The sequence below is a fragment of the Azospirillum argentinense genome (assembly GCF_000632475.1).
Lineage (GTDB): Bacteria > Pseudomonadota > Alphaproteobacteria > Azospirillales > Azospirillaceae > Azospirillum > Azospirillum baldaniorum.
Genome location: NZ_CP007797.1, coordinates 368153 through 386759, shown reverse-complemented (window position 1 = coordinate 386759; position 18607 = coordinate 368153). Strand labels below are relative to the sequence as shown.

General features: G+C 69.6%; 15 protein-coding genes. 5 read left to right on the top strand and 10 right to left on the bottom strand.

Annotated features, from left to right (window positions below):
* Nucleotides 1–71: 71 nt before the first annotated feature.
* Together ABAZ39_RS31010 and ABAZ39_RS31005 are read left to right on the top strand one after the other, a co-directional pair.
* Nucleotides 72–1109 (top strand): polysaccharide pyruvyl transferase family protein, encoded by a 1038-nt coding sequence (locus tag ABAZ39_RS31010; protein WP_081863465.1) that lies wholly within the window; start codon nucleotides 72–74, stop codon nucleotides 1107–1109.
* Between the two features lie 73 nt (nucleotides 1110–1182).
* Nucleotides 1183–2442, top strand: coding sequence for a hypothetical protein (locus ABAZ39_RS31005; RefSeq protein WP_040138182.1), 1260 nt, complete (start codon nucleotides 1183–1185; stop codon nucleotides 2440–2442).
* Here the strand turns inward: ABAZ39_RS31005 and ABAZ39_RS31000 are convergent.
* The 4 genes from ABAZ39_RS31000 to ABAZ39_RS30985 form a co-directional block, all read right to left on the bottom strand.
* Entirely contained in the window at nucleotides 2405–3226 is an 822-nt protein-coding gene (locus ABAZ39_RS31000) for an ABC transporter permease (RefSeq protein WP_063922763.1), read from the bottom strand. The genes ABAZ39_RS31005 and ABAZ39_RS31000 overlap by 38 nt on opposite strands.
* Before the next feature lie 3 nt (nucleotides 3227–3229).
* The gene (modA, locus tag ABAZ39_RS30995; protein WP_051658776.1) at nucleotides 3230–3997 is read right to left on the bottom strand and encodes a molybdate ABC transporter substrate-binding protein; all 768 of its coding nucleotides are present in this window, start codon (nucleotides 3995–3997) and stop codon (nucleotides 3230–3232) included.
* Between the two features lie 281 nt (nucleotides 3998–4278).
* A complete protein-coding gene (locus ABAZ39_RS30990) occupies nucleotides 4279–5784 on the bottom strand; it encodes a tagaturonate reductase (protein ID WP_040138181.1) in 1506 nt (501 codons plus the stop codon).
* 27 nt (nucleotides 5785–5811) lie between these two features.
* Nucleotides 5812–6885, bottom strand: a complete 1074-nt coding sequence (locus ABAZ39_RS30985; RefSeq protein ID WP_040138180.1) for an aldose epimerase family protein — start codon at nucleotides 6883–6885, stop codon at nucleotides 5812–5814.
* A gap of 263 nt (nucleotides 6886–7148) precedes the next feature.
* On the opposite strand from ABAZ39_RS30985, the gene ABAZ39_RS30980 reads away from it, so the two are divergent.
* Nucleotides 7149–8369, top strand: a complete 1221-nt coding sequence (locus ABAZ39_RS30980) for an alpha/beta hydrolase family protein (protein ID WP_040138179.1) — start codon at nucleotides 7149–7151, stop codon at nucleotides 8367–8369.
* A gap of 17 nt (nucleotides 8370–8386) precedes the next feature.
* On the opposite strand, the gene ABAZ39_RS30975 is transcribed toward ABAZ39_RS30980, so the two are convergent.
* The 6 genes from ABAZ39_RS30975 to ABAZ39_RS30950 all read right to left on the bottom strand — a co-directional run bounded on the left by ABAZ39_RS30975 (nucleotide 8387) and on the right by ABAZ39_RS30950 (nucleotide 16579).
* A complete protein-coding gene (locus ABAZ39_RS30975; protein WP_040138178.1) occupies nucleotides 8387–10204 on the bottom strand; it encodes an IlvD/Edd family dehydratase in 1818 nt (605 codons plus the stop codon).
* Nucleotides 10205–10314: 110 nt separating this feature from the next.
* Nucleotides 10315–11271, bottom strand: a complete 957-nt coding sequence (locus ABAZ39_RS30970; protein WP_040138177.1) for a Gfo/Idh/MocA family protein — start codon at nucleotides 11269–11271, stop codon at nucleotides 10315–10317.
* A gap of 8 nt (nucleotides 11272–11279) precedes the next feature.
* Nucleotides 11280–12491: a multiple monosaccharide ABC transporter permease gene (gene mmsB, locus ABAZ39_RS30965; protein ID WP_040138176.1), complete on the bottom strand. Its 1212-nt coding sequence runs from the start codon at nucleotides 12489–12491 to the stop codon at nucleotides 11280–11282.
* A complete protein-coding gene (mmsA, locus tag ABAZ39_RS30960; RefSeq protein WP_144243675.1) occupies nucleotides 12488–14071 on the bottom strand; it encodes a multiple monosaccharide ABC transporter ATP-binding protein in 1584 nt (527 codons plus the stop codon). Before mmsA ends, mmsB begins: the two co-directional genes overlap by 4 nt.
* 287 nt (nucleotides 14072–14358) lie before the next feature.
* Nucleotides 14359–15402, bottom strand: a complete 1044-nt coding sequence (gene chvE, locus ABAZ39_RS30955; RefSeq protein WP_247874937.1) for a multiple monosaccharide ABC transporter substrate-binding protein — start codon at nucleotides 15400–15402, stop codon at nucleotides 14359–14361.
* A 148-nt stretch (nucleotides 15403–15550) separates the two neighbouring features.
* Nucleotides 15551–16579, bottom strand: a complete 1029-nt coding sequence (locus ABAZ39_RS30950; RefSeq protein WP_040138174.1) for a LysR family transcriptional regulator — start codon at nucleotides 16577–16579, stop codon at nucleotides 15551–15553.
* Between the two features lie 151 nt (nucleotides 16580–16730).
* Between ABAZ39_RS30950 and ABAZ39_RS30945 the strand changes: the two genes are divergently transcribed.
* A complete protein-coding gene (locus ABAZ39_RS30945; protein ID WP_040138173.1) occupies nucleotides 16731–17630 on the top strand; it encodes an SMP-30/gluconolactonase/LRE family protein in 900 nt (299 codons plus the stop codon).
* Nucleotides 17631–17673: 43 nt separating this feature from the next.
* The gene (locus ABAZ39_RS30940) at nucleotides 17674–18600 is read left to right on the top strand and encodes a dihydrodipicolinate synthase family protein (RefSeq protein WP_040138172.1); all 927 of its coding nucleotides are present in this window, start codon (nucleotides 17674–17676) and stop codon (nucleotides 18598–18600) included.
* Nucleotides 18601–18607 lie beyond the last annotated feature (7 nt).

The following is an 18607-nucleotide window of genomic DNA, read 5'->3' as shown; positions in this document are numbered from 1 at the left end:
ACTTCTCTTCCATCTCCGGGGGCGGCAACCAATGTTCCGGGACCAATCTTCTGCGGGGGCGGCCATTGGCCATGGATACGTGGTGTTATGACGGCGGTGCCGGGGGGCGCTCAGCCGCAGGGTCTGGTGACGGGTCTGCCGGCGGTGCCGCCGGTGCGGCGGACCTGTGGCTGGACCCGGATCTTGCGGCCCTGGAGGCGCTGTCGCTGCGGGTGCGGGACTTGGTTCTGCCGCATCTGGGCAGCGGACCGGCCGTCTATGCGGACATCCCGGTCCATCTGAACGTCGGGGACCTGCTGATCAACCAAGCGGCGGAAACCCTGTTCACCGATGGCGGTGTGGACATTCGGGAGCGGGTGACGCTGGGCAACGCCCGGCGCCTGCTGCGCCGCCAGCGCGACGGGCAGGCGGCGATCCTGCTGCACGGCGGCGGCAATTTCGGCGACCTCTACCCCCATCACGAGACGTTCCGGCAGAAGGTGCTGGAGAGTTTTCCGTCCAGCCGCATCGTGCTGCTGCCGCAGACCGTCTACTACCGCGACCGCGACCGGCTGCGCCATGACATGAAGCGCTGGGCGGCCCACCGCAACCTGGTCTTCATGGCGCGCGACGCGCCGTCGCTCGATCTGGTGCGGCCCTTTCTGGGGGAGCGGGCGATCCAGGTGCCGGACCTCGCCCATTACCTGACGCGCTATCCGACGCGGCTGACGCCGGTGCGTTCGGCCCATGACACGACGTTGCTCGTCATGGCCCGGCGCGACCAGGAATGCGCGGGGCGCCATTGGCTGCGCCAGGACTCGCCGGTCTTCGACTGGGAGGACCTGTGCGGGCCGGAGGATTTCGCTGGCTTCGCGCTGGCCGCCCGGCTGATCCGGCTGGACGACGCGGTGCCGCTGCCCGCCGATCCGCTGCGCGGCTGGTATCCCATCCGCGACCGGCTGGTCCGCAAGGCCGTCGCCCATTTCGGCGCGGCCAACGCCGTGGTCACCAACCGCCTGCACGGGATGCTGCTGGCCCTGATGATGGGGTTGCCGGTGCAGGTGCGCGACAACTCCTACGGCAAGCTGACCAACTACATCGACAGCTGGCTCGCCGATTGGAAACGCTGAGGGCTCCGGGAACGTTTGCGCCCCGCATCCGTCTGTCATCCCGGAACATGGGCTGAAGAGGGTGTCGGCGGGTATGGCGGGCAAGGGGCTGCACATCGGATTCGAGGAGACGGCGAGCGGCGGTCTGGTCCGCCGCACCGTCCTGCTGTCCGAGGACGGCACCCGCCGCCGGCACCGCGTCGTTTACGAGTTCGAGGACCCGGCCGGGACCGCGGCGGACCGGCCGATGGACGGGTCGGTCATGGCCGTCCTGTTCCACGCCATGGAGCGGGGCCTTCCCGTCCATGTCCACGGGCCGCTGACCCGCACGGCGCTGCACAACATCGACGCGCTCCAAGGGGTGTGGCGGCGCTGGCGTCCCGACCGCTACCGGACAGTGGAGATCATCCCGGAGACGGTGGTCGACCGCAACGCGCCCAAGCCGGGGCGGCGGGCCATCGCCGCCTATTCCAGCGGGCTGGACAGCACCTTCACCATCCTGCGCCACCGGCTTCTCCTGCCGCCGGAGCGGCGCCACACCGTCGGCGCGCTGCTGATGGTGCACGGCTTCGACGTGGAGCTGGACCGGGCCGAGGATTTCGAGCGGCTGGTCGAGCGCACCCGGCCCTTCCGCGATCTGGTCGGGCTGGACCTGCGGGTGGTGCGCACTAACAGCAAGGAGCTGCATCTCCAGAACTGGCAGGATTCCCACGCGGCGGAGCTTGCGGCCTGCCTGCACCTCTACGAGGCGGAGTTCGAGTTCGGGCTGATCGGCAGCACCAAGCCCTACGACGCGCTGGTCATCCCCTACGGCACCACGCCGATCGCCGACCATCTGCTGTCCGGCGACGGCTTTTCGATCGTCCATGACGGGGCTGCCTATTCCCGCACCGAGAAGGCCGCGGCGGTCGCCGCCTATCCGGAGGCGGTGCGCTCTCTGCGCGTCTGCTGGGAGGGGGCGGAGCAGTTCCGGAACTGCGGCGTCTGCGAGAAATGCGTGCGCACCCGGATGAACTTCGCCGCCGCTGGGGTGCTTGCCCCGGACTGCTTCGACGGGCCGCTCGACCCCGCGCGCATCGCCGGCATCCCCGTGCGCAACGAGCCGCAGGCGGCGGAACTCCGCTCCATCCTCGACTACGCCCGCCAGCACGCGGTCGAGGGGGAATGGCTGGAGCGGCTGAAGGAGCGGGTGCACGCCATCCAGCCGGATATTGATCGTCCCGAACCCCGTCCTGTCCGGGCGATGAAGGGCGCCGCCGCGTCGCTGCGGCAGGCGGCGGTGGGGTTGCTCGACGCCATGGAGCTGAAGCAGCCGCTCAAGCGGGTCCGCAACCGGCTGCGGACCCGCGGTTGATCCGGCCCTTTCGCACTCGGTCGTCCCGTCGCGCGCCGAGCAGCCGCATCGCCACCAGCATCAGCAGAGCCGCCGCCAGAAGCAGGATGGCGCAAGCCACGGCGATGCCGGTTTCCCCGGTGGCGATGTTGAGGAAGACGGCCATGGGCAGCGTCTCGGTCTTCAGGCGGGTGGCCCCGGCGACCATCAGCGTGGCGCCGAACTCGCCCAGCGCCCGCGCCCAGGCCAGAACGGCGCCCGCCGCGATGCCCCTGGCGGCCAGCGGCAGCTCCACCCGCCAGAACACCGCCCAGGGGGCGGCGCCCAGCGACTGCGCCGCGACGGCGTAGCCACGGTCGACGGATCGGAAGGCGGCCGTGGCGGTGCGCACCACCACCGCGGTGGACACGAAGGCCAACGCCACCACCACGCCCGCGGGGGAGAACAGCAGCTCCATCCCCAGCGCGGGGACCGGCCCGTTGCGCCCGAGCAGGAACAGCAGCCCCAGCCCGGCGACCAGCGGCGGCATGACCAGCGGCACGTCGAGCAGCGTGTCGAGCAGGACCTTCCCCGGAAAGCGCCGCCGCGCCATCAGGTAAGCCGCCGGCAGGCCGAGGGCCAGCGAGATCCCCAGCGCCGCGACGGAGGTCAGCGCCGACAGCCGCAGCGCGAACAGCGTTTCCGCCGCGCTCAGGGCGGCCCAGAGATCGTCCGGGGGCAGGCGGGCCAGAAGGGCGCCCAGCACGCCCGCGATCGTCAGCGCGACAATGGCGAGCGGCAGGGCCAGCAGGGCGGCGAAGCCCATCCGTCACATCTTCGGGGCGGGTGGGAAGCCGAAGCGCTGGAAGGTGGCAAGGCTGGCGTCCGAGGCCAGGAAGTCGGCGAAGCGCTTGGCTGCGTCCGGCGCGGCGCTGGTCTTCAGCACGGCGACGGGGGCGTATTCGGCCTCGTACCAGTCCGGCGGGATGGCGAGGACCGACAGCTTGCCGGGATTCTGCGCGGCCTCCGACGCGCCGATGATGGCGGCGTCCACGTTGCCGTCCAGCACATAGAGGGCGAGCTGCTTCACGGTCGCGGCGCGGACGGTGACGTTGCGGCGGATCGCCTCGCCCTGGCCGGACTTGTCCAGGATGTCCTCCGCCGTGCGGCCCAGCGCCATGGCCTGCGGGTCGCCCAGCCCGACGCGGACGCCCGGCTTGGCGAGGTCGGCGAAACCGCGGATCACCTCGGCTTTGCCTGGCGCCACGGCCAGCACCGGGCCGTGCACCACCAGCACCTTGAGGTCGGCGACGGCGTCCAGTTCCTTCAGCTTGTCGGTGTAGAAGGTCGTGCCGGGGATGAACAGGTCGCCGGTTCTCGTCTCGGCGAAGCGGGCAAGAAGCTGGCCCGACCCGCCATACTCGGCCGTCACGGCAATCCCGGTTTCCTTGCGGAACGCCTCGATCAGCGCGTCCACCGGCGGGCGGAGGCCGGCGCCCACATAGGCGTGGAGGTCCTGGGCCGCGGCCGTGGCAGTCTGGGCGGCGGTCTGGAGGGCCAGCAGCCCGAAGGCGAGGGCGAGAGCTTTCAAACGCATGGACACGGTTCCTTCGGCTCGTTGCGGAATGGTGACTCGCCCGACGCTGTATCGATTCGGATACTGCGCTGGATGGACGCTGTCAACAGGCCGTTGTACGCGAAGGTATATAGCGGTTGCGGGTGGGGGGTGCTCCTCTCTCCCCTCCGGGGAGAGGGTTAGGGTGAGGGGGGTGCGCTTGTGCCGGACGTTAGTGCCATGCGCATCCCCCTCACCGGCCCTGCGGGCCACCCTCTCCCCAGAGGGGAGAGGGTTATGAAGAGCCGTGTGGCTTAAGGGACTCAGCTCACCAGCGCTTCCAAAGCGCCGCGCATGCCGCGTTCCTCGATCACTGCCAGATGGGTGGCGGTGCGGTGGGCCAGACCGGGGATGCGGGTCAGGTCCTCGCCCCACAGCGCGGCGTTGGACAGCACGGCCTTCACCAGCGCCGCCGGCTCGCCGCCATGCGCGGCCCAGGCGTCGGACAGCGCCGCCAGGACCGCCGCGTCGTCGCGGATGGGATAAGGGCCGGCGTCGCGGGTGCCGGTGCAGGCGCCGTCCGCCGCCGGCGTTACCTTGTAGAAGCGCAGCAGGGCGGCCAGCGAGAAGGACAGGCCGTCCGGCGCCTCGCCATGGGCGGCCGCGTAATCCTTCAGGCTGGGCAACACGCGCACCTGCCACTTCGACACCGAGTTCAGCGAAATCGCGATCAGCTCGTGCCGGATGTGGGGGTTGCCGAAACGCTCCATGATGGTGCGGGCGTAGTCCTGGCGCTCGGCGTCCGGCAGGGGGACGAAGGGGACGATCTCCCCGAACATCACCGTGTTCAGGTAGGCGGACAGGGTGGCGTCGTCCATCATGCCCTTCACGGTGTCCACCCCCGCCACGAAGGCGGCGAGCGCGCTGGCCGTGTGGGCGCCGTTCAGGATGCGCACCTTGCGCGTGCGGTAGGGCTGCAGGTCGTCGGTCCAGACCACGTTCAGCCCGGCCTTGTGCAGCGGGAACTCCTCGGCCAGGGCTGCCGGGCCTTCGATGACCCAGACGTGGAAGGGCTCGCCGGCCACGGCCAGCGGGTCCTCATAACCCCACTTGGCGGCGAGCGTCGCGGCCTCGTCGCGCGGGTAGCCGGGGACGATGCGGTCGACCAGCGTGTTCAGGAAGTGGTTGTGCGTCTCGACCCAGGCGGCGAAGCCGGACTCCAGGCCCCAGCGCTTGGCGTGGGCGAGGACGATCCGCTTCAGCTTGGCGCCGTTGGCCTCGATCAGTTCGCAGGGCAGCAGGACGAGGCCGCTCTCCGGCGTGCCGCCCAGTGCGGTGAAGCGGGCGTGCAGCAGCGCCGCGACCTTGGCCGGGAAGCTCTGTTGGCAGGCACCGGGGGTGTAGGGCTCCGCCACGTCGGCGATGCCGGCCTCCGTCGTGTTGGACACCAGGAAGCGCAGCGCCGGGGACGTGGCGAGGGCCAGCATGCGGTCCCACTCCGCGTAAGGGTTCAGCGCGTCGGACACGCAGCTCACCACCCGGCGGGATTCGACCTCCTTGCCCTGCTCGATGCCGCGCAGCAGGACGGTGTAGAGCCCATCCTGCGCGTTCAGCAGGCTGGCGACGCCCTGGTCCAGCGGCTGGGCGACGGCGACCCCGGCGCTCATCAGCCCGGCACCGTTGGCGACGTCCACCATCCAATCGACGAAGCCGCGCAGGAAGTTGCCGTCGCCGATCTGAAGGACGGTGACGGGCAGCCGCGGGGCGCCCGCCGTGTGCGTCACATTGAAGGCGTCGGCGGCGAGCGATTCACGGGAAAGAAGAGGCATGACGGAGGGTCCTTTGGGGATCGGAGTTCAGGCGACGCCGAAGCGGTAGACGATGCGGCCCGCATACCACTGGCCGGGGGCCAGCGCGGTGGAGGGGAAGGACGGAATGTTGACGGCGTTGGGGAAGTGCGACGGCTCCAGGCAGAAGGCGCTGTGCCGGGTGTAGAGCGTGCCGCCCTTGCCCAGGTCGCGCGGCGTCTGGCCGTCGAGGAAATTGCCGGTGTAGACCTGCACGCCGGGTTCGGTGGAGAGGACCTCCAGCACCCGTCCGCTGCCGGGATGGACGACGCGGGCGTGCAGCCCGAGCGCGCCCGCCGGCTTGTCCACCGCGTAATGCAGGTCGTAACCCTTGCCGAGCGCCAGCATTGGGTGGTCGGCAGCGATCCGCGCGCCAAAGGCGGCGGGGCTGCGGAAGTCGAGGGGGGTGCCGGTCACGTCCACCAGCTCCCCGGTGGGGACGGCAGTGGCGTCGAGCGCCAGATAGCGGCTGCCGTTGACCGTCGCCACATGGTCGAGGATGGAGGACCCGGCGTCGCCTGACAGGTTGAAGAAGGTGTGGTCGGTGAAGTTCGCCACGGTCGCCTTGTCCGCCGCCACGGCGGTCCAGGCGATGGTCAGGGCGTTGTCCTCGTCCAGCGTATAGACCAGCCGGACGGGCAGGGTGCCGGGGAAGCCTTCCTCCCCGTCCTGGAAGACGTAGGTCAGCTCCAGGCTCGCCTCGTCCAGTTGCCGCGCGGCGAAGGTGCGGAAGCGCGAACCGCGCTGGCCGCCGTGCAGCGTGTTGGGCGGAGCGTTGACGGCGGTGCGGTGCTCCACCCCGTCCAGCGTGAAGCGTCCACCGCCGATGCGCCCGCAATAGCGTCCGATGAAGGAGCCCATGGAGGGCTGCCCGGCCATCGTTTGCTCCAGCGTCTCGTAGCCCTGCACCACGTCGCCGAGGGCGCCGTCGCGGTCGGGCGCCAGGATCTGGACGATCTTGCAGCCGTAATTGGTGATGCGGACGGCCATGCCCCGGCGGTTGCGCAGGGTGAACAGGTCGGTCGGCGTGCCGTCGATGGTGGCGCGGAAGTCCTCGCGCCGGAGGTCGGCATAAGGCGTCATGGCGTGGGTGCCCCTTGGACCGGAGGATGCCGGAAGGATATTGGATATATTAATATATCAGTTATTGGGGCGAAAGGAGAAAGGCGCCCGACGCCGGAGTGGGCGCTTTTGCCGCACACAACAAGATGGAGAAGGTCGGTGGAGCAACGTCACGTCCGTTCGGGCGTCTCACCTTCTGCGTGGTGGTGTGATGATGACGGCGACGCGACACTCGAGGGTTGCCGGGGCGCCGCGAACCGCCGGCGGGACTGGGGAGGACAGCCGTGACCACCCTCTTTCACGACGCTCTGCACGAGGATTTCGGCACCTGGCCCATCGCTTACATCTCCTATGGCGGGGCGGAGTTCGGCGAGATCAAGGCGGTCGCCGAGGCCATCGGCGATGGTGACGACGGCGCCTATTACGACGCCTGGACCGCGGCGGGCGACCGGCTGGCGCACGAGGCCGATATCGCTTTGTCCAAGGGCCACAAGGCGACCGCCCGTGCCCTCTATCTGCGGGCGAGCGCCTTCCACAACGCCTCCTTCCACCCGCTCTACGGCGCGCCCGTCGATCCGCGCCTGATCGCCGCCTTCCGCAAGGGGACGGCGGCGCTCGACAAGGGACTCTCGCTCGGACCGCGCCCGGCCATCCCGCTGGCCATTCCCTTCGGCGGGATGGCGATGCCCGGCCGCTTCATCCTGGCGGAGGGCTTCGAGACCCGGGTCCGCCCGCTGATCGTCTTCACCAACGGCTACGACGGCACCATCACCGACATGTATTTCGCGTCGGCGGTGGCGGCCTCGCGGCGCGGCTATCACAGCCTGCTGTTCGACGGCCCCGGCCAGGGGGCGATGCTCTACGAGCACGGCGTCCCGCTGCGGCCGGACTGGGAAACGGTGATCGCGGCGGTGGTCGATTTCTCCGAAACCCTGCCGCTCGTCGATGCGGAGCGCATCGCGCTCAGTGGCTGGAGCCTGGGCGGGCATCTCGCCCCGCGCGCCGCGTCGGGCGAGCCGCGCATCGCGGCGCTGATCGCCGATCCCGGCACCTGGAGCATCGCCGACGGCTTCCGCGATGTGGTGGTGCACAAGCTCGGCGTCGCGCCGGAGGCGGCGGCCGATCTCGGCGCCCTGGACCAAGGCGTGATCGACCGCATGAACGCCTTCATCCGCAGCCACCGCCAACTGAACTGGAAGGTCGTGCAGCGCGGTTTTTGGGTGCATGGCGTCGCCGACCTGCGCTCCTACCTCGCCTCCGCGGAGCGGTTCACCATGCGGGGGCGGGCGCAGCTCATCGCCTGCCCGACCCTGATCACCCAGGCGGAGGGTGACGCCCTGTCGGCCGGCGCGGGCGCCTTCTTCGACGCGCTCGTCGGACCGAAGACGCTGATGCGCTTCACCGCCGCCGAGGGCGCTGACGGGCATTGCGAGATGGGTAACCGCTCTCTCCTGAACCTCCGCGTCCTCGATTGGCTGGATGACCGGTTCAAGGTTGGGGGCTGACGCCCCCGCCTCCTGGGTCAGTGATTGTCGCGCGGGATGCCCATGGTCTGGGCGACGCGCTGGTACTTGACGGCGGGCTTCAGCACCATGCCCTCGTCGAGCTGGTCGACGATGCCGCGCTGGATCTCCTGCCAGGGGGTCTGCGACGGCGGGATCGGGTAGCCGCCCGCGGCCTCCAGAGCGGCGCGGCGGTCGGCCAGTTCGCCCTCTGGGATCAGGATGTCGGCGCTGCCGCGGCGCAGGTCGATGCGCACCCGGTCGCCGCTGCGCAGCAGGGCCAGCCCGCCGCCCGCCGCCGCCTCCGGGGACGCGTTGAGGATGGAGGGCGAGCCCGAGGTGCCGGACTGGCGGCCGTCGCCGATGCAGGGAAGGGAATGGACGCCCTGTTTGATCAGCGTGGCGGGGGGCCGCATGTTGACCACCTCCGCCGCCCCCGGATAGCCGATGGGGCCGGTGCCGCGGATGACCAGGATGGTGTAGGCGTCGATGCCCAGGCCGGGGTCGTCGATGCGGTGATGGTAGTCCTCCGGCCCGTCGAAGACGACGACCTTGCCCTCGAACGCCTCCGGGTCCTGCGGGTTGGACAGGTAGCGTTCGCGGAACTCGTCGGAGATGACGCTCGTCTTCATGATGGCGGCGCCGAACAGGTTGCCGCGCAGCACCACGAAGCCGGCGTTGGGCATCAGCGGCTCGTCGATGGGGTGGATCACCCGCGTGTCGAGGATCGGCTGCTGGCGGCAGTTCTCGCCGATGGTCCGGCCGTTGACGGTCGGCGCCCCCTCGTGGATCAGCCCCTTGCCCATCAGCTGGGCGACGACCGCGGGTACCCCGCCGGCGCGGTGGAAGTCCTCGCCCAGATACTCGCCGGCCGGCTGGAGGTTGACCAGCAGCGGCACGTCGTGCCCGTGGGTCTGCCAGTCCTCGACCGTCAGCGGCACGCCGATGTGCTTGGCGATGGCGTTGATGTGGATCGGCGCGTTGGTCGAGCCGCCGATGGCGGAGTTGACGACGATGGCGTTGAGGAAGGCGTCGCGGGTCAGGATGTCGGACGGCTTGAGGTCCTCGCGGACCATCCCGACGATGCGCTTGCCGGTCTCGTAGGCGGCCTGCTGGCGCTCGCGGTAGGGGGCGGGGATGGCGGCGGAGCCGGGGAGCTGCATGCCCAGCACCTCCGCCAGCGAATTCATCGTGGAGGCCGTGCCCATCGTGTTGCAGTAGCCGGTCGAGGGGGCCGACGATGCCACCAGCTCGATGAAGCCCTGATAGTCGATCTCGCCGGCCGCCATCATCTGGCGGGCCTTCCACACGATGGTGCCCGAGCCGGTGCGCTCGCCGCGGAACCAGCCGTTCAGCATGGGGCCGACCGACAGGGCGATGGCCGGGATGTTCACGGTGGCCGCCGCCATCAGGCAGGCGGGGGTGGTCTTGTCGCAGCCGATGGTCAGCACCACCCCGTCGAGCGGGTAGCCGTGCAGCACCTCGACGAGGCCGAGATAGGCGAGGTTGCGGTCGATCGAGGCGGTCGGCCGCTTGCCGGTCTCCTGAATCGGGTGGACGGGGAACTCGATGGCGATGCCGCCGGCGGTGCGGATGCCTTCGCGCAGGCGTTCGGCCAGGACCAGATGGTGCCGGTTGCAGGGGCTGAGGTCGGACCCGGTCTGGGCGATGCCGATGATCGGCGCGCCCGATTGCAACTCCTCCCGCGTCAGCCCGAAATTCAGGTAGCGCTCCAGATAGAGCGCGGTCATGTCGGGGTTGTCGAACCACGCGCGCGACCGCAGCCGCCGGCCGGAGCCGATTTCCGGGTGCTGGGAGGAGGGTTTCGTATCGGACATGTCGGCACCAATTCGGGTTGGGGGCGCGGACCGGGGGCGGCCGGCGCCGGGGTCGTTCGGAGCCTCGTTCGGGCGTCGTTGGGAGTCGGCCGGGCGGTGTGTCCGGCGCTTTACCAGTGAAAGGCGTCGGTGGTGCGCCAGCGCCCGACCAGACAGGCGTCGGCGACCAGTTGCAGAGGACGGGCGTCGACCTCGCCGGCCGCGTCCGCGATCAGATGGTGGAAGCGGCGGTAGATGCCCTGGTACTCGGCGTCGGGCTCGGCCAGCACGGGCACGCCGTCCACGCTCAGCCGTGTGCCGCCGTGGGTCAGGTCGAGCCGCCCGCTGTTCGTTTCAATGGCGATGGTCCAGGTCTGTTCACCCTCCTGGAGGAAGTCGAAGGCGGCCGTGACCGTCCCGACGGCGGAGCCCGCAACGCCCTCCATCCTCAGCGTCGCGGCGATGGGCGTGTCGCGGTTGGCGGGGACCCGCAGTTCGGCGTCGCGGACGACGACGGGGCCGGGCAGGATTTCGGTCAGGATCGACAGAGCGTTGATGCCCGGATCGAAGACGCCGAAGCCTCCCGCCGCGAAAATCCAGTCCTGGCCGGGATGCCAGCGCCGCACGTCCTCCTTCCAGGTGATGGCAACGTGGCGGACGGTGGCGCCGGCCAGCCGCCGCCGCGTGTCGTCCACCGCCGCGTTGAAGCGGGAGTGCCAGGCGGCGAACAGCGTGCGCTTGGCGCCCTCCGCCGCGTCGAGCAGCAGGCGCAGCTCCGTCAGGGTGGCGGCCGGCGGCTTCTCGATCAGGACATGCTTGCCGGCGCGCAGCGCTTCCACCGTCAGGGCGTGGCGGACGGCGGGCGGCGTGGAGATCGCCACGGCGTCGAGGCCGGGCAGGGCGGCCAGCATCTCCCCCTGGCTGCGGAAGACCGGCACGTCGCCGAGGCCGGTTTCCTCCGGGGTGGCGCCGTGCGGGCTGACCACCGCAGCGAGGCGGAACAGGCCGGTGGCGGCGATGGCCGGGACATGCTGGTCGAGGGCGATCTTGCCGAGGCCGACGATGCCGAGGGTGATGGAACGTGTCATGACGGCTCTCACGCCTTGTTCTTGTTGTAGACGTCGATGGTGACGGCGGCGAGCAGCACCATGCCCTTGATGACCTGCTGCCAGTCGATGCCGATCCCCAGGATCGACATGCCGTTGTTCATCACGCCCATGATGAAGGCGCCGATCACCGCTCCGGTCACCCGGCCCACGCCGCCAGACGCCGAGGCGCCGCCGATGAAGCAGGCGGCGATCACGTCCAGCTCGAACGAGACGCCGGCCTTCGGCGTGGCGGTGTTCAGCCTTGCCGCGAAGATCAGACCGGCCAGCGCCGCCAGCACCCCCATGTTGACAAAGGTGTAGAAGCTGAGCCGCCGGGTGTCGATGCCGGACAGCTTGGCCGCCTTCTCGTTGCCGCCCAGCGCGTAGACGCGCCGCCCCACCGTGGTGTTGCGGGTGACGAAGCTGTAGAGCGCGATCAGCACGCTCATGATGATCAGCACGTTGGGCAGGCCGCGGTAGGAGGCCAGCAACTGCCCGACATAGATCAGCACGGCGGCCAGCGCGACGTTCTTCGCAATGAACAGCGGCAGCGGCTCCTGCTCGATGGCGACGCTCTGCCGGCGCAGGCGCGCCTTGGTGTTCATCGCCACCATCGCGGCGGCCACGGCCGCGCAGAGCAGCAGGCTGGTCAGGTGGAACTTGCCCAGGTTGAGGGCGTCCAGCGCCAGGAAGTCCGGGATGAAGCCGGAGCTGAGGCGCTGGAACTCCACCGGGAAGGGACCGACCGACTGGCCGGCCAGCAGGATCAGGCACAGGCCGCGGAAGACCAGCATGCCGGCCAGCGTCACGATGAAGGAGGGGATGCGCAGATAGGCGACCCAGAAGCCCTGCACCGCCCCGATCGCCGCCCCGGCCAGCAGGCACAGCAGCGTCGTGGTGACGAAGTCCAGGTGGAGCCGCACCATCAGCGTCGCCGCCAGCGCCCCGATGAGGGCGACGACGGAGCCCACCGACAGATCGATGTGCCCGGCGACGATCACCAGCAGCATGCCCAGCGCCATGATGACGATGTAGCTGTTCTGCAGCACGAGGTTGGTCAGGTTCAGCGGCTGCAGCAGCGTGCCGTCGGTCATGTACTGGAAGAACAGGACGATGGCGACCAGCGACAGCAGCATGCCGTACTCGCGCATGTGCGCCTTCACGAACCGTCCCATGGACACCCGCGGGCCGCGCGCCGGCAGGTTGAGTTCGGCACTCATGGCAGAGCCTCCCCGGACATCAGCGTCTCGCCGGAGCGCATGATCGCTCCCATGATTTTCTCCTGGCTGGCCTCGGCCGCCGGCATCTCGGCGACCATTTCGCCGGCGTTCATCACGTATATGCGGTCGGCGACGCCCAGCAGCTCCGGCATCTCCGAGGAGATCAGGACGACGCCCCGGCCCTCGGCGACCAGCTGGTTGATGATGGTGTAGATCTCGTACTTGGCGCCGACGTCGATGCCGCGGGTCGGCTCGTCGAGGATCAGCACCTGCGGGCCGGCGAACAGCCACTTGCTGAGCACGACCTTCTGCTGGTTGCCGCCCGACAGGTTCACCGTCTCCTGGAACACGTCGGCACAGCGGATGCGCAGCCGGCGCCGGAACTCCTCGGCCACCTGGACCTCGCGCTCATGGTCGATGACCCAGCGTTTCGCCACACCCCTGAGGTTCGCCAGAGTGACGTTGTGGCGGATGTCGTTGTCGAGCACGAGGCCGAGATGCTTGCGATCCTCCGTCGCGTAGGCGAGGCCGTTCGCCATGGCCCGGCTGATGGTGGAGACGTCGATCTCCCGACCGTCGAGGAAGGCCCGACCGCGGATGTTGCGGCCGTAGGAGCGGCCGAACAGGCTCATCGCGAACTCGGTGCGGCCGGCGCCCATCAGCCCGGCGATGCCCACCACCTCGCCGCGGCGGACGGTCAGGTTCACGTCGCGGACGACGCGCCGGCCGGGATGGGCCGGGTGGTCGGCGCTCCAGCCCTTCACCTCGAACAGCACCTCGCCGGGCACGGTGGTCCGCCTGGGATGGCGGTCCGACAGGGCGCGCCCGACCATGCCGCGGATGATGCGGTCCTGGCTGACCACGGCCTCGCGGCAATCCAGCGTCTCCACTGTCGCGCCGTCGCGCAGGATGGTCACCCGGTCGGCAACCTTGGCGATCTCGTTCAGCTTGTGCGAGATGAGGATGGAGGCGATTCCGCGCGCCTTGAACTGCAGCAGCAGGTCCAGCAGGGCGTCGCTGTCGCTCTCGTTCAGGCTGGCGGTCGGCTCGTCCAGGATCAGCAGCTTGACCTCCTTGGACAGCGCCTTGGCGATCTCCACGAGCTGCTGCTTGCCGACGCCGATGTCGGTGATCAGGGTCTCCGGCGGGTCGTGCAGCCCGACGAGGCGCAGCAGCTCCCGCGCCCGCAGGGTGGCGGCGTCCCAGTCGATCACTCCACGGCTTGCCTGCTCGTTGCCGAGGAACAGGTTCTCGGTGATCGACAGCAGGGGAACCAGCGCCAGTTCCTGGTGGATGATGATGATGCCCAGCCGCTCGCTGTCGGCGATGCCGCGGAAGGCCTGGGGCTGGCCGCGGAAGCGGATCTCGCCGTCGAAGCTGCCTTGCGGGTAGACCCCGCTCAGCACCTTCATCAGCGTCGACTTGCCGGCGCCGTTCTCGCCGATCAGCGCGTGGATCTCGCCCTCGCGGACCGACAGGTTGACGTCGTCCAGCGCCTTCACGCCGGGAAACGTCTTGGTGATGCCCTTCATCTCCAGGATCGGCATCGCCAGACTGGACCGCTCCAGGATGGAGTCCATGAGAATCCTCCAAGGAACCTGCGATCGCCCGAGCGCACCTCAGTCCGGTGGCGGGTCGCTCGCATTTTCAATCCCCTCTACCCTCCGCTCACGCGCAAACGAAGTTTGCGCTGACGCGGCAGGCGGACCTTTGGTCCGCCGAAAGCGGGGAGAGGGTTGGGGTGAGGGGGTTGCGCTTTTGCCGGACGCACCGTCACGCGCATCCCCCTCACCGGCCCTTCGGGCCACCCTCTCCCCAGAGGGTAGAGGGTTATGAAAGCCAAATGCGCCCACCCCGCGCCGCTTCGTCACTTGAACTGGGCTTCGGTGTAGTAGCCGCTGCCGACCAGCGTGCTCTTCCAGTTCGACGCGTCCACGCTGACCGGCTTCAGCAGGTAGGCCGGGACGACCTTCTTGCCGTTGTCGTAGGTCTTAGTGTCGTTGACCGGCGGCGTGCCGCCACCCAGCACCGCGTCGACCATCTCGACCGTGACCCGGGCAAGCTCGCGGGTGTCCTTGAAGACGGTGGCGCGCTGCTCGCCTGCCAGGATCGACTTGATCGAGGGCACCTCGGCGTCCTGGCCGGTCACCACCGGCATCGGCTGCGACGGCGAGCCGTAGCCGACCCCCTTCAGCGAGGAGATGATCCCGATGCTGATCCCGTCGTAGGGCGACAGCACGGCGTCGACGCGGCGGTTGCCGTAAAAGGCGCTCAGCAGGTTGTCCATGCGGGCCTGGGCGGTGGCGCCATCCCAGCGCAGGGTGGACACCTTGTCCATGCCCACCTGGCCGCTGCCCACCTTCAGCTTGCCGCTGTCGATGTAGGGCTGCAGCACCGACATGGCGCCGTTGTAGAAGAAGTAGGCGTTGTTGTCGTCGGGGGAGCCGCCGAACAGCTCGATGTTGAAGGGACCCTTGCCGTCCTTCAGGCCCAGCGCGTCGACGATGTAGCTGCCCTGGAGCACGCCGACCTGGAAATTGTCGAAGGTCGCGTAATAGTCCACGTTCTCCGACCCGCGGATCAGCCGGTCGTAGGCGATGACCTTGACCCCGCGGTCCTTGGCCTGCTGAAGCACGTCGGTCAGCGTCGTGCCGTCGATGGCGGCGATCACCAGAACCTTGCTGTTCTTGGCGACCATCGTCTCGATCTGGGCAAGCTGGTTGGGGATGTCGTCCTCGGCGTATTGCAGGTCGGTCTTGTAGCCCTTGGCCTGGAACTGCTTGACCATGTTGTTACCGTCGTCGATCCAGCGGGCCGAGGACTTGGTGGGCATCGCGATGCCGACGGTGGGCTTGTCCTGCGCCAGCGTCGGCGTGGCGGCGACGGTGAGGGCCAGCACGCCGACGGCCATCCCGGCCAGTGTGGTCGTGAACGAAGAAGACATGGGCCGATTTCCTCCCCCTTCTGCGGCACCGGGTTGACCACACCCGCGGCTCTTGAACGGGTGTCGGGTGGCGCAATGTTTGTAAGGCTAGCAATCGGCCGAAAAACCATAACTGTCAAATACGATTATTGGCGGAATCCATACACATTTCGATATCACTTGAAGGGCCCGCTTGTGGCGTTTCCTGCGCGCGGCGCATCTTCGCGTCGGACGCCGCCCGCAAGGCGGCCAGGGCGGTGCGGGCGCCCGGCGACAGCGGGCGGTCCTTCAGCCAGAAAATGCCGTAGGGCTCGACGCTGAAGCGCTTGTGGAAGGGCACGATGGTGCAGCTGCCGGTGGGGGAGAACACCTGGGCGAGCGCGCGGGCGAAGACGGTGACCGAATCGTTCTCGGCGACCATCGCCAGGGAAATGACGGGCGAGGCGCTTTCGATCACCTTGCGCGGCGGCGGAACCCCCTCGGCGCGGAACAGCGCCTCGACCCGGCTGCGCAGCAGGCTCCCCAGGGGCTGGAGAATCCAGGTGGCGTCCACCAGATCGGCGGCGGTCAGCGGGCGGCCGAGCCGCAGCAGCGGGTGGCCGTCGCGGCAGACGAAGCACAACTCCTCGCTGCTGATTTCCTGATAGTCGAAGCACGCGGCGTCGACGTGGTCGGGCAGGCGGCCGATCGCGAAATCCATGACGCCCTGCCGGACCCGCTCGGCCAGCACGTCGCTGGTTTCCACCGCCACGGCGATCTTCAGGTCGGGGTGATCGCGGGTCAGCGTGGTGATCACCGGCACCACCAGTTCCACCGCCGGAGCCATCACCGTGCCGATGGAGACGCTGCCGCTGTGGCCGGCCAGCAGGTCGTTCAGCTCCTCCCCCGCCTCCTGCAGGCCGCTGAGGATCGCCCGCGCGTGGCGGATCATCAGGCCGCCGTACCAGTTCGGCTCGACGCCGCGGCCATGGCGCTCGAACAGGGTGACGCCCAGCGACTCCTCCAGATCGCCCAGCAGCTTCGAGGCGGCGGGCTGCGACATGGTCAGGCTGGCGGCGGCGCGGTGCAGGTTGCGGTGCTCGTCCAGCGCCACGAAGAGTTGGAGATGGCGCAGCTTCAGCCGGGCCTTGAGGAACCAGTTGGCCGGGAAACGGTGGGGGGTCACGGGCGGGGGCCTCCGGTCTGGCGAGGCGCCGACATACGAAATCTCGTATCGCCGGCGCCGATATTCGTATTGGACGATTATCAGAACGCTCTCTATTGTTGGCATGGTCAACAAAATTCAGAACGGGACCGCGAGGGGGAGGCGACACGGCATGCCGCAGGAGGTTCGTTGCGTCTGGCCCGCCCGGGCGCTCCTGGGCGAAGGCCCGCTGTGGTCGCCGGGGCAGGGCGCCGTCTTCTTCGTCGACATCCACGGATCGCGGATTCTGCGCCACGGGCTCGACGACGGGTCCCGAACGGACTGGGCGCTGGAGGATGCGGCCTGCTGGCTGGTGGAATGCGTCGACGGCGACGGCTTCATCGCCGGGCTGCGCTCGCGCCGGGTGGTCCGCCTGCGGTTGGAGCCGGGCCGCGCGGTGATTGCCGGGGAGCTGACCCGGATCGACCCCGACCGGCCGGGCAACCGGCTGAACGACGCCAAGGCCGACGCGCAGGGGCGCCTGTGGATCGGCAGCATGGACGACGGGGAGGAAGCGCCGTCCGGCGCCTTCCACCGGCTCGACCCCGATGGGGCGATCGTACGTGTGGACGAGGGCTACACCGTCGCCAACGGCCCGGCCCTGTCCCCGGACGGGCGGACGCTCTACCACACCGACAGCGCGGCGCGGACGATCCACGCCTTCGATCTGGACGGCGCGGGACGGCTATCCGGGAAGCGCGCCCACATCCGCTTCGCCGAGGCCGACGGCTATCCCGACGGCATGACCTGCGACGCCGAGGGCGGCCTGTGGGTGGCCCATTGGGACGGCGGACGGGTCAGCCGCTTCCGGCCCGACGGCACGCTCGACCGTGCGATCGCGCTGCCGGTGTCGCGCGTCACCTCCTGCGTCTTCGCCGGCCCCGCCCTCGACCGGCTGTTCGTGACCACCGCGGCGCATGGCATCGGCCGTGACGGCCGGCCGGACGAACCGCTGGCCGGCGCGCTGTTCGAGTGCGATCCCGGCGGCGTTCGCGGCCTGCCGCCCGGCCGCTTCGGGCATCCGCCGGGCTGACCCGGCCCCCCTCCGCATACCCGACAGAAGGACCCCAACGGCCATGGCCCCCAGCGCCCGCCCCTATCGGGGAGTGTTTCCCGTCGTTCCCACCATCTTCACCGAGACGGGGGACCTCGACCTCGCCGGGCAGACGCGCTGCGTCGATTTCATGATCGACGCCGGCTCCGACGGCCTGTGCATCCTCGCCAATTTCTCCGAGCAATTCGTGCTGACCGACGCCGAGCGCGAGCTGCTGATGGAGACCATCCTCGGCCACGTCGCCGGCCGGGTGCCGGTGATCGTCACCACCACCCATTTCAGCACCGCCGCCTGCGCGGCGCGCAGCCGCCGCGCCCAGGAGCTGGGGGCCGCCATGGTGATGGTCATGCCGCCCTACCACGGCGCCACCATCCGCGTGCCCGAGGCGGGCATCGTCGCGTTCTTCCAGCGGGTGTCCGACGCCATCGACATCCCCATCATGATCCAGGACGCGCCGGTCAGCGGCACCGCGCTGTCGGCGGAGCTGCTGGCCCGCATGGCGCGGGAGATCGCCAACGTCGCCTACTTCAAGGTCGAGGTGCCGCAGGCCGCCGCCAAGCTGCGCCGGCTGATCGAGCTGGGCGGCGACGCCGTCGAGGGGCCGTGGGACGGCGAGGAGGCGATCACCCTGCTGGCCGACCTCGACGCCGGGGCCACCGGCGCGATGACGGGCGGCGCTTATCCCGACGGCATCCGCCAGATCATCGATCCCTTCCTGGCCGGCGACCGCGAGGCGGCGGTGGCGGCCTACGGGCGCTGGCTGCCGCTGATCAACCACGAGAACCGCCAGTGCGGCCTCGCCACCGCCAAGATCCTGATGAAGGAGGGCGGCATCATCGCCTGCGACGCCGTGCGCCACCCGCTGGCCGACCCGCACCCGGCCAGCCGCGCCGGCCTGCTCGACGCCGCCCGCCGCCTCGACCCGCTGGTCCTGCGCTGGGCGCGCTGAGAACAGC

Excerpts from the sequence above, each read along its gene's own strand:
- ABAZ39_RS31010 (WP_081863465.1), top strand. The coding sequence starts at position 72 with ATGGATACGTGGTGTTATGACGGCGGTGCCGGGGGGCGCTCAGCCGCA.
- ABAZ39_RS31005 (WP_040138182.1), top strand. The coding sequence starts at position 1,183 with ATGGCGGGCAAGGGGCTGCACATCGGATTCGAGGAGACGGCGAGCGGC.
- ABAZ39_RS31000 (WP_063922763.1), bottom strand. The coding sequence starts at position 3,226 with ATGGGCTTCGCCGCCCTGCTGGCCCTGCCGCTCGCCATTGTCGCGCTG.
- modA (WP_051658776.1), bottom strand. The coding sequence starts at position 3,997 with ATGCGTTTGAAAGCTCTCGCCCTCGCCTTCGGGCTGCTGGCCCTCCAG.
- ABAZ39_RS30990 (WP_040138181.1), bottom strand. The coding sequence starts at position 5,784 with ATGCCTCTTCTTTCCCGTGAATCGCTCGCCGCCGACGCCTTCAATGTG.
- ABAZ39_RS30985 (WP_040138180.1), bottom strand. The coding sequence starts at position 6,885 with ATGACGCCTTATGCCGACCTCCGGCGCGAGGACTTCCGCGCCACCATC.
- ABAZ39_RS30975 (WP_040138178.1), bottom strand. The coding sequence starts at position 10,204 with ATGTCCGATACGAAACCCTCCTCCCAGCACCCGGAAATCGGCTCCGGC.
- ABAZ39_RS30970 (WP_040138177.1), bottom strand. The coding sequence starts at position 11,271 with ATGACACGTTCCATCACCCTCGGCATCGTCGGCCTCGGCAAGATCGCC.
- mmsB (WP_040138176.1), bottom strand. The coding sequence starts at position 12,491 with ATGAGTGCCGAACTCAACCTGCCGGCGCGCGGCCCGCGGGTGTCCATG.
- mmsA (WP_144243675.1), bottom strand. The coding sequence starts at position 14,071 with ATGGACTCCATCCTGGAGCGGTCCAGTCTGGCGATGCCGATCCTGGAG.
- chvE (WP_247874937.1), bottom strand. The coding sequence starts at position 15,402 with ATGGCCGTCGGCGTGCTGGCCCTCACCGTCGCCGCCACGCCGACGCTG.
- ABAZ39_RS30945 (WP_040138173.1), top strand. The coding sequence starts at position 16,731 with ATGCCGCAGGAGGTTCGTTGCGTCTGGCCCGCCCGGGCGCTCCTGGGC.
- ABAZ39_RS30940 (WP_040138172.1), top strand. The coding sequence starts at position 17,674 with ATGGCCCCCAGCGCCCGCCCCTATCGGGGAGTGTTTCCCGTCGTTCCC.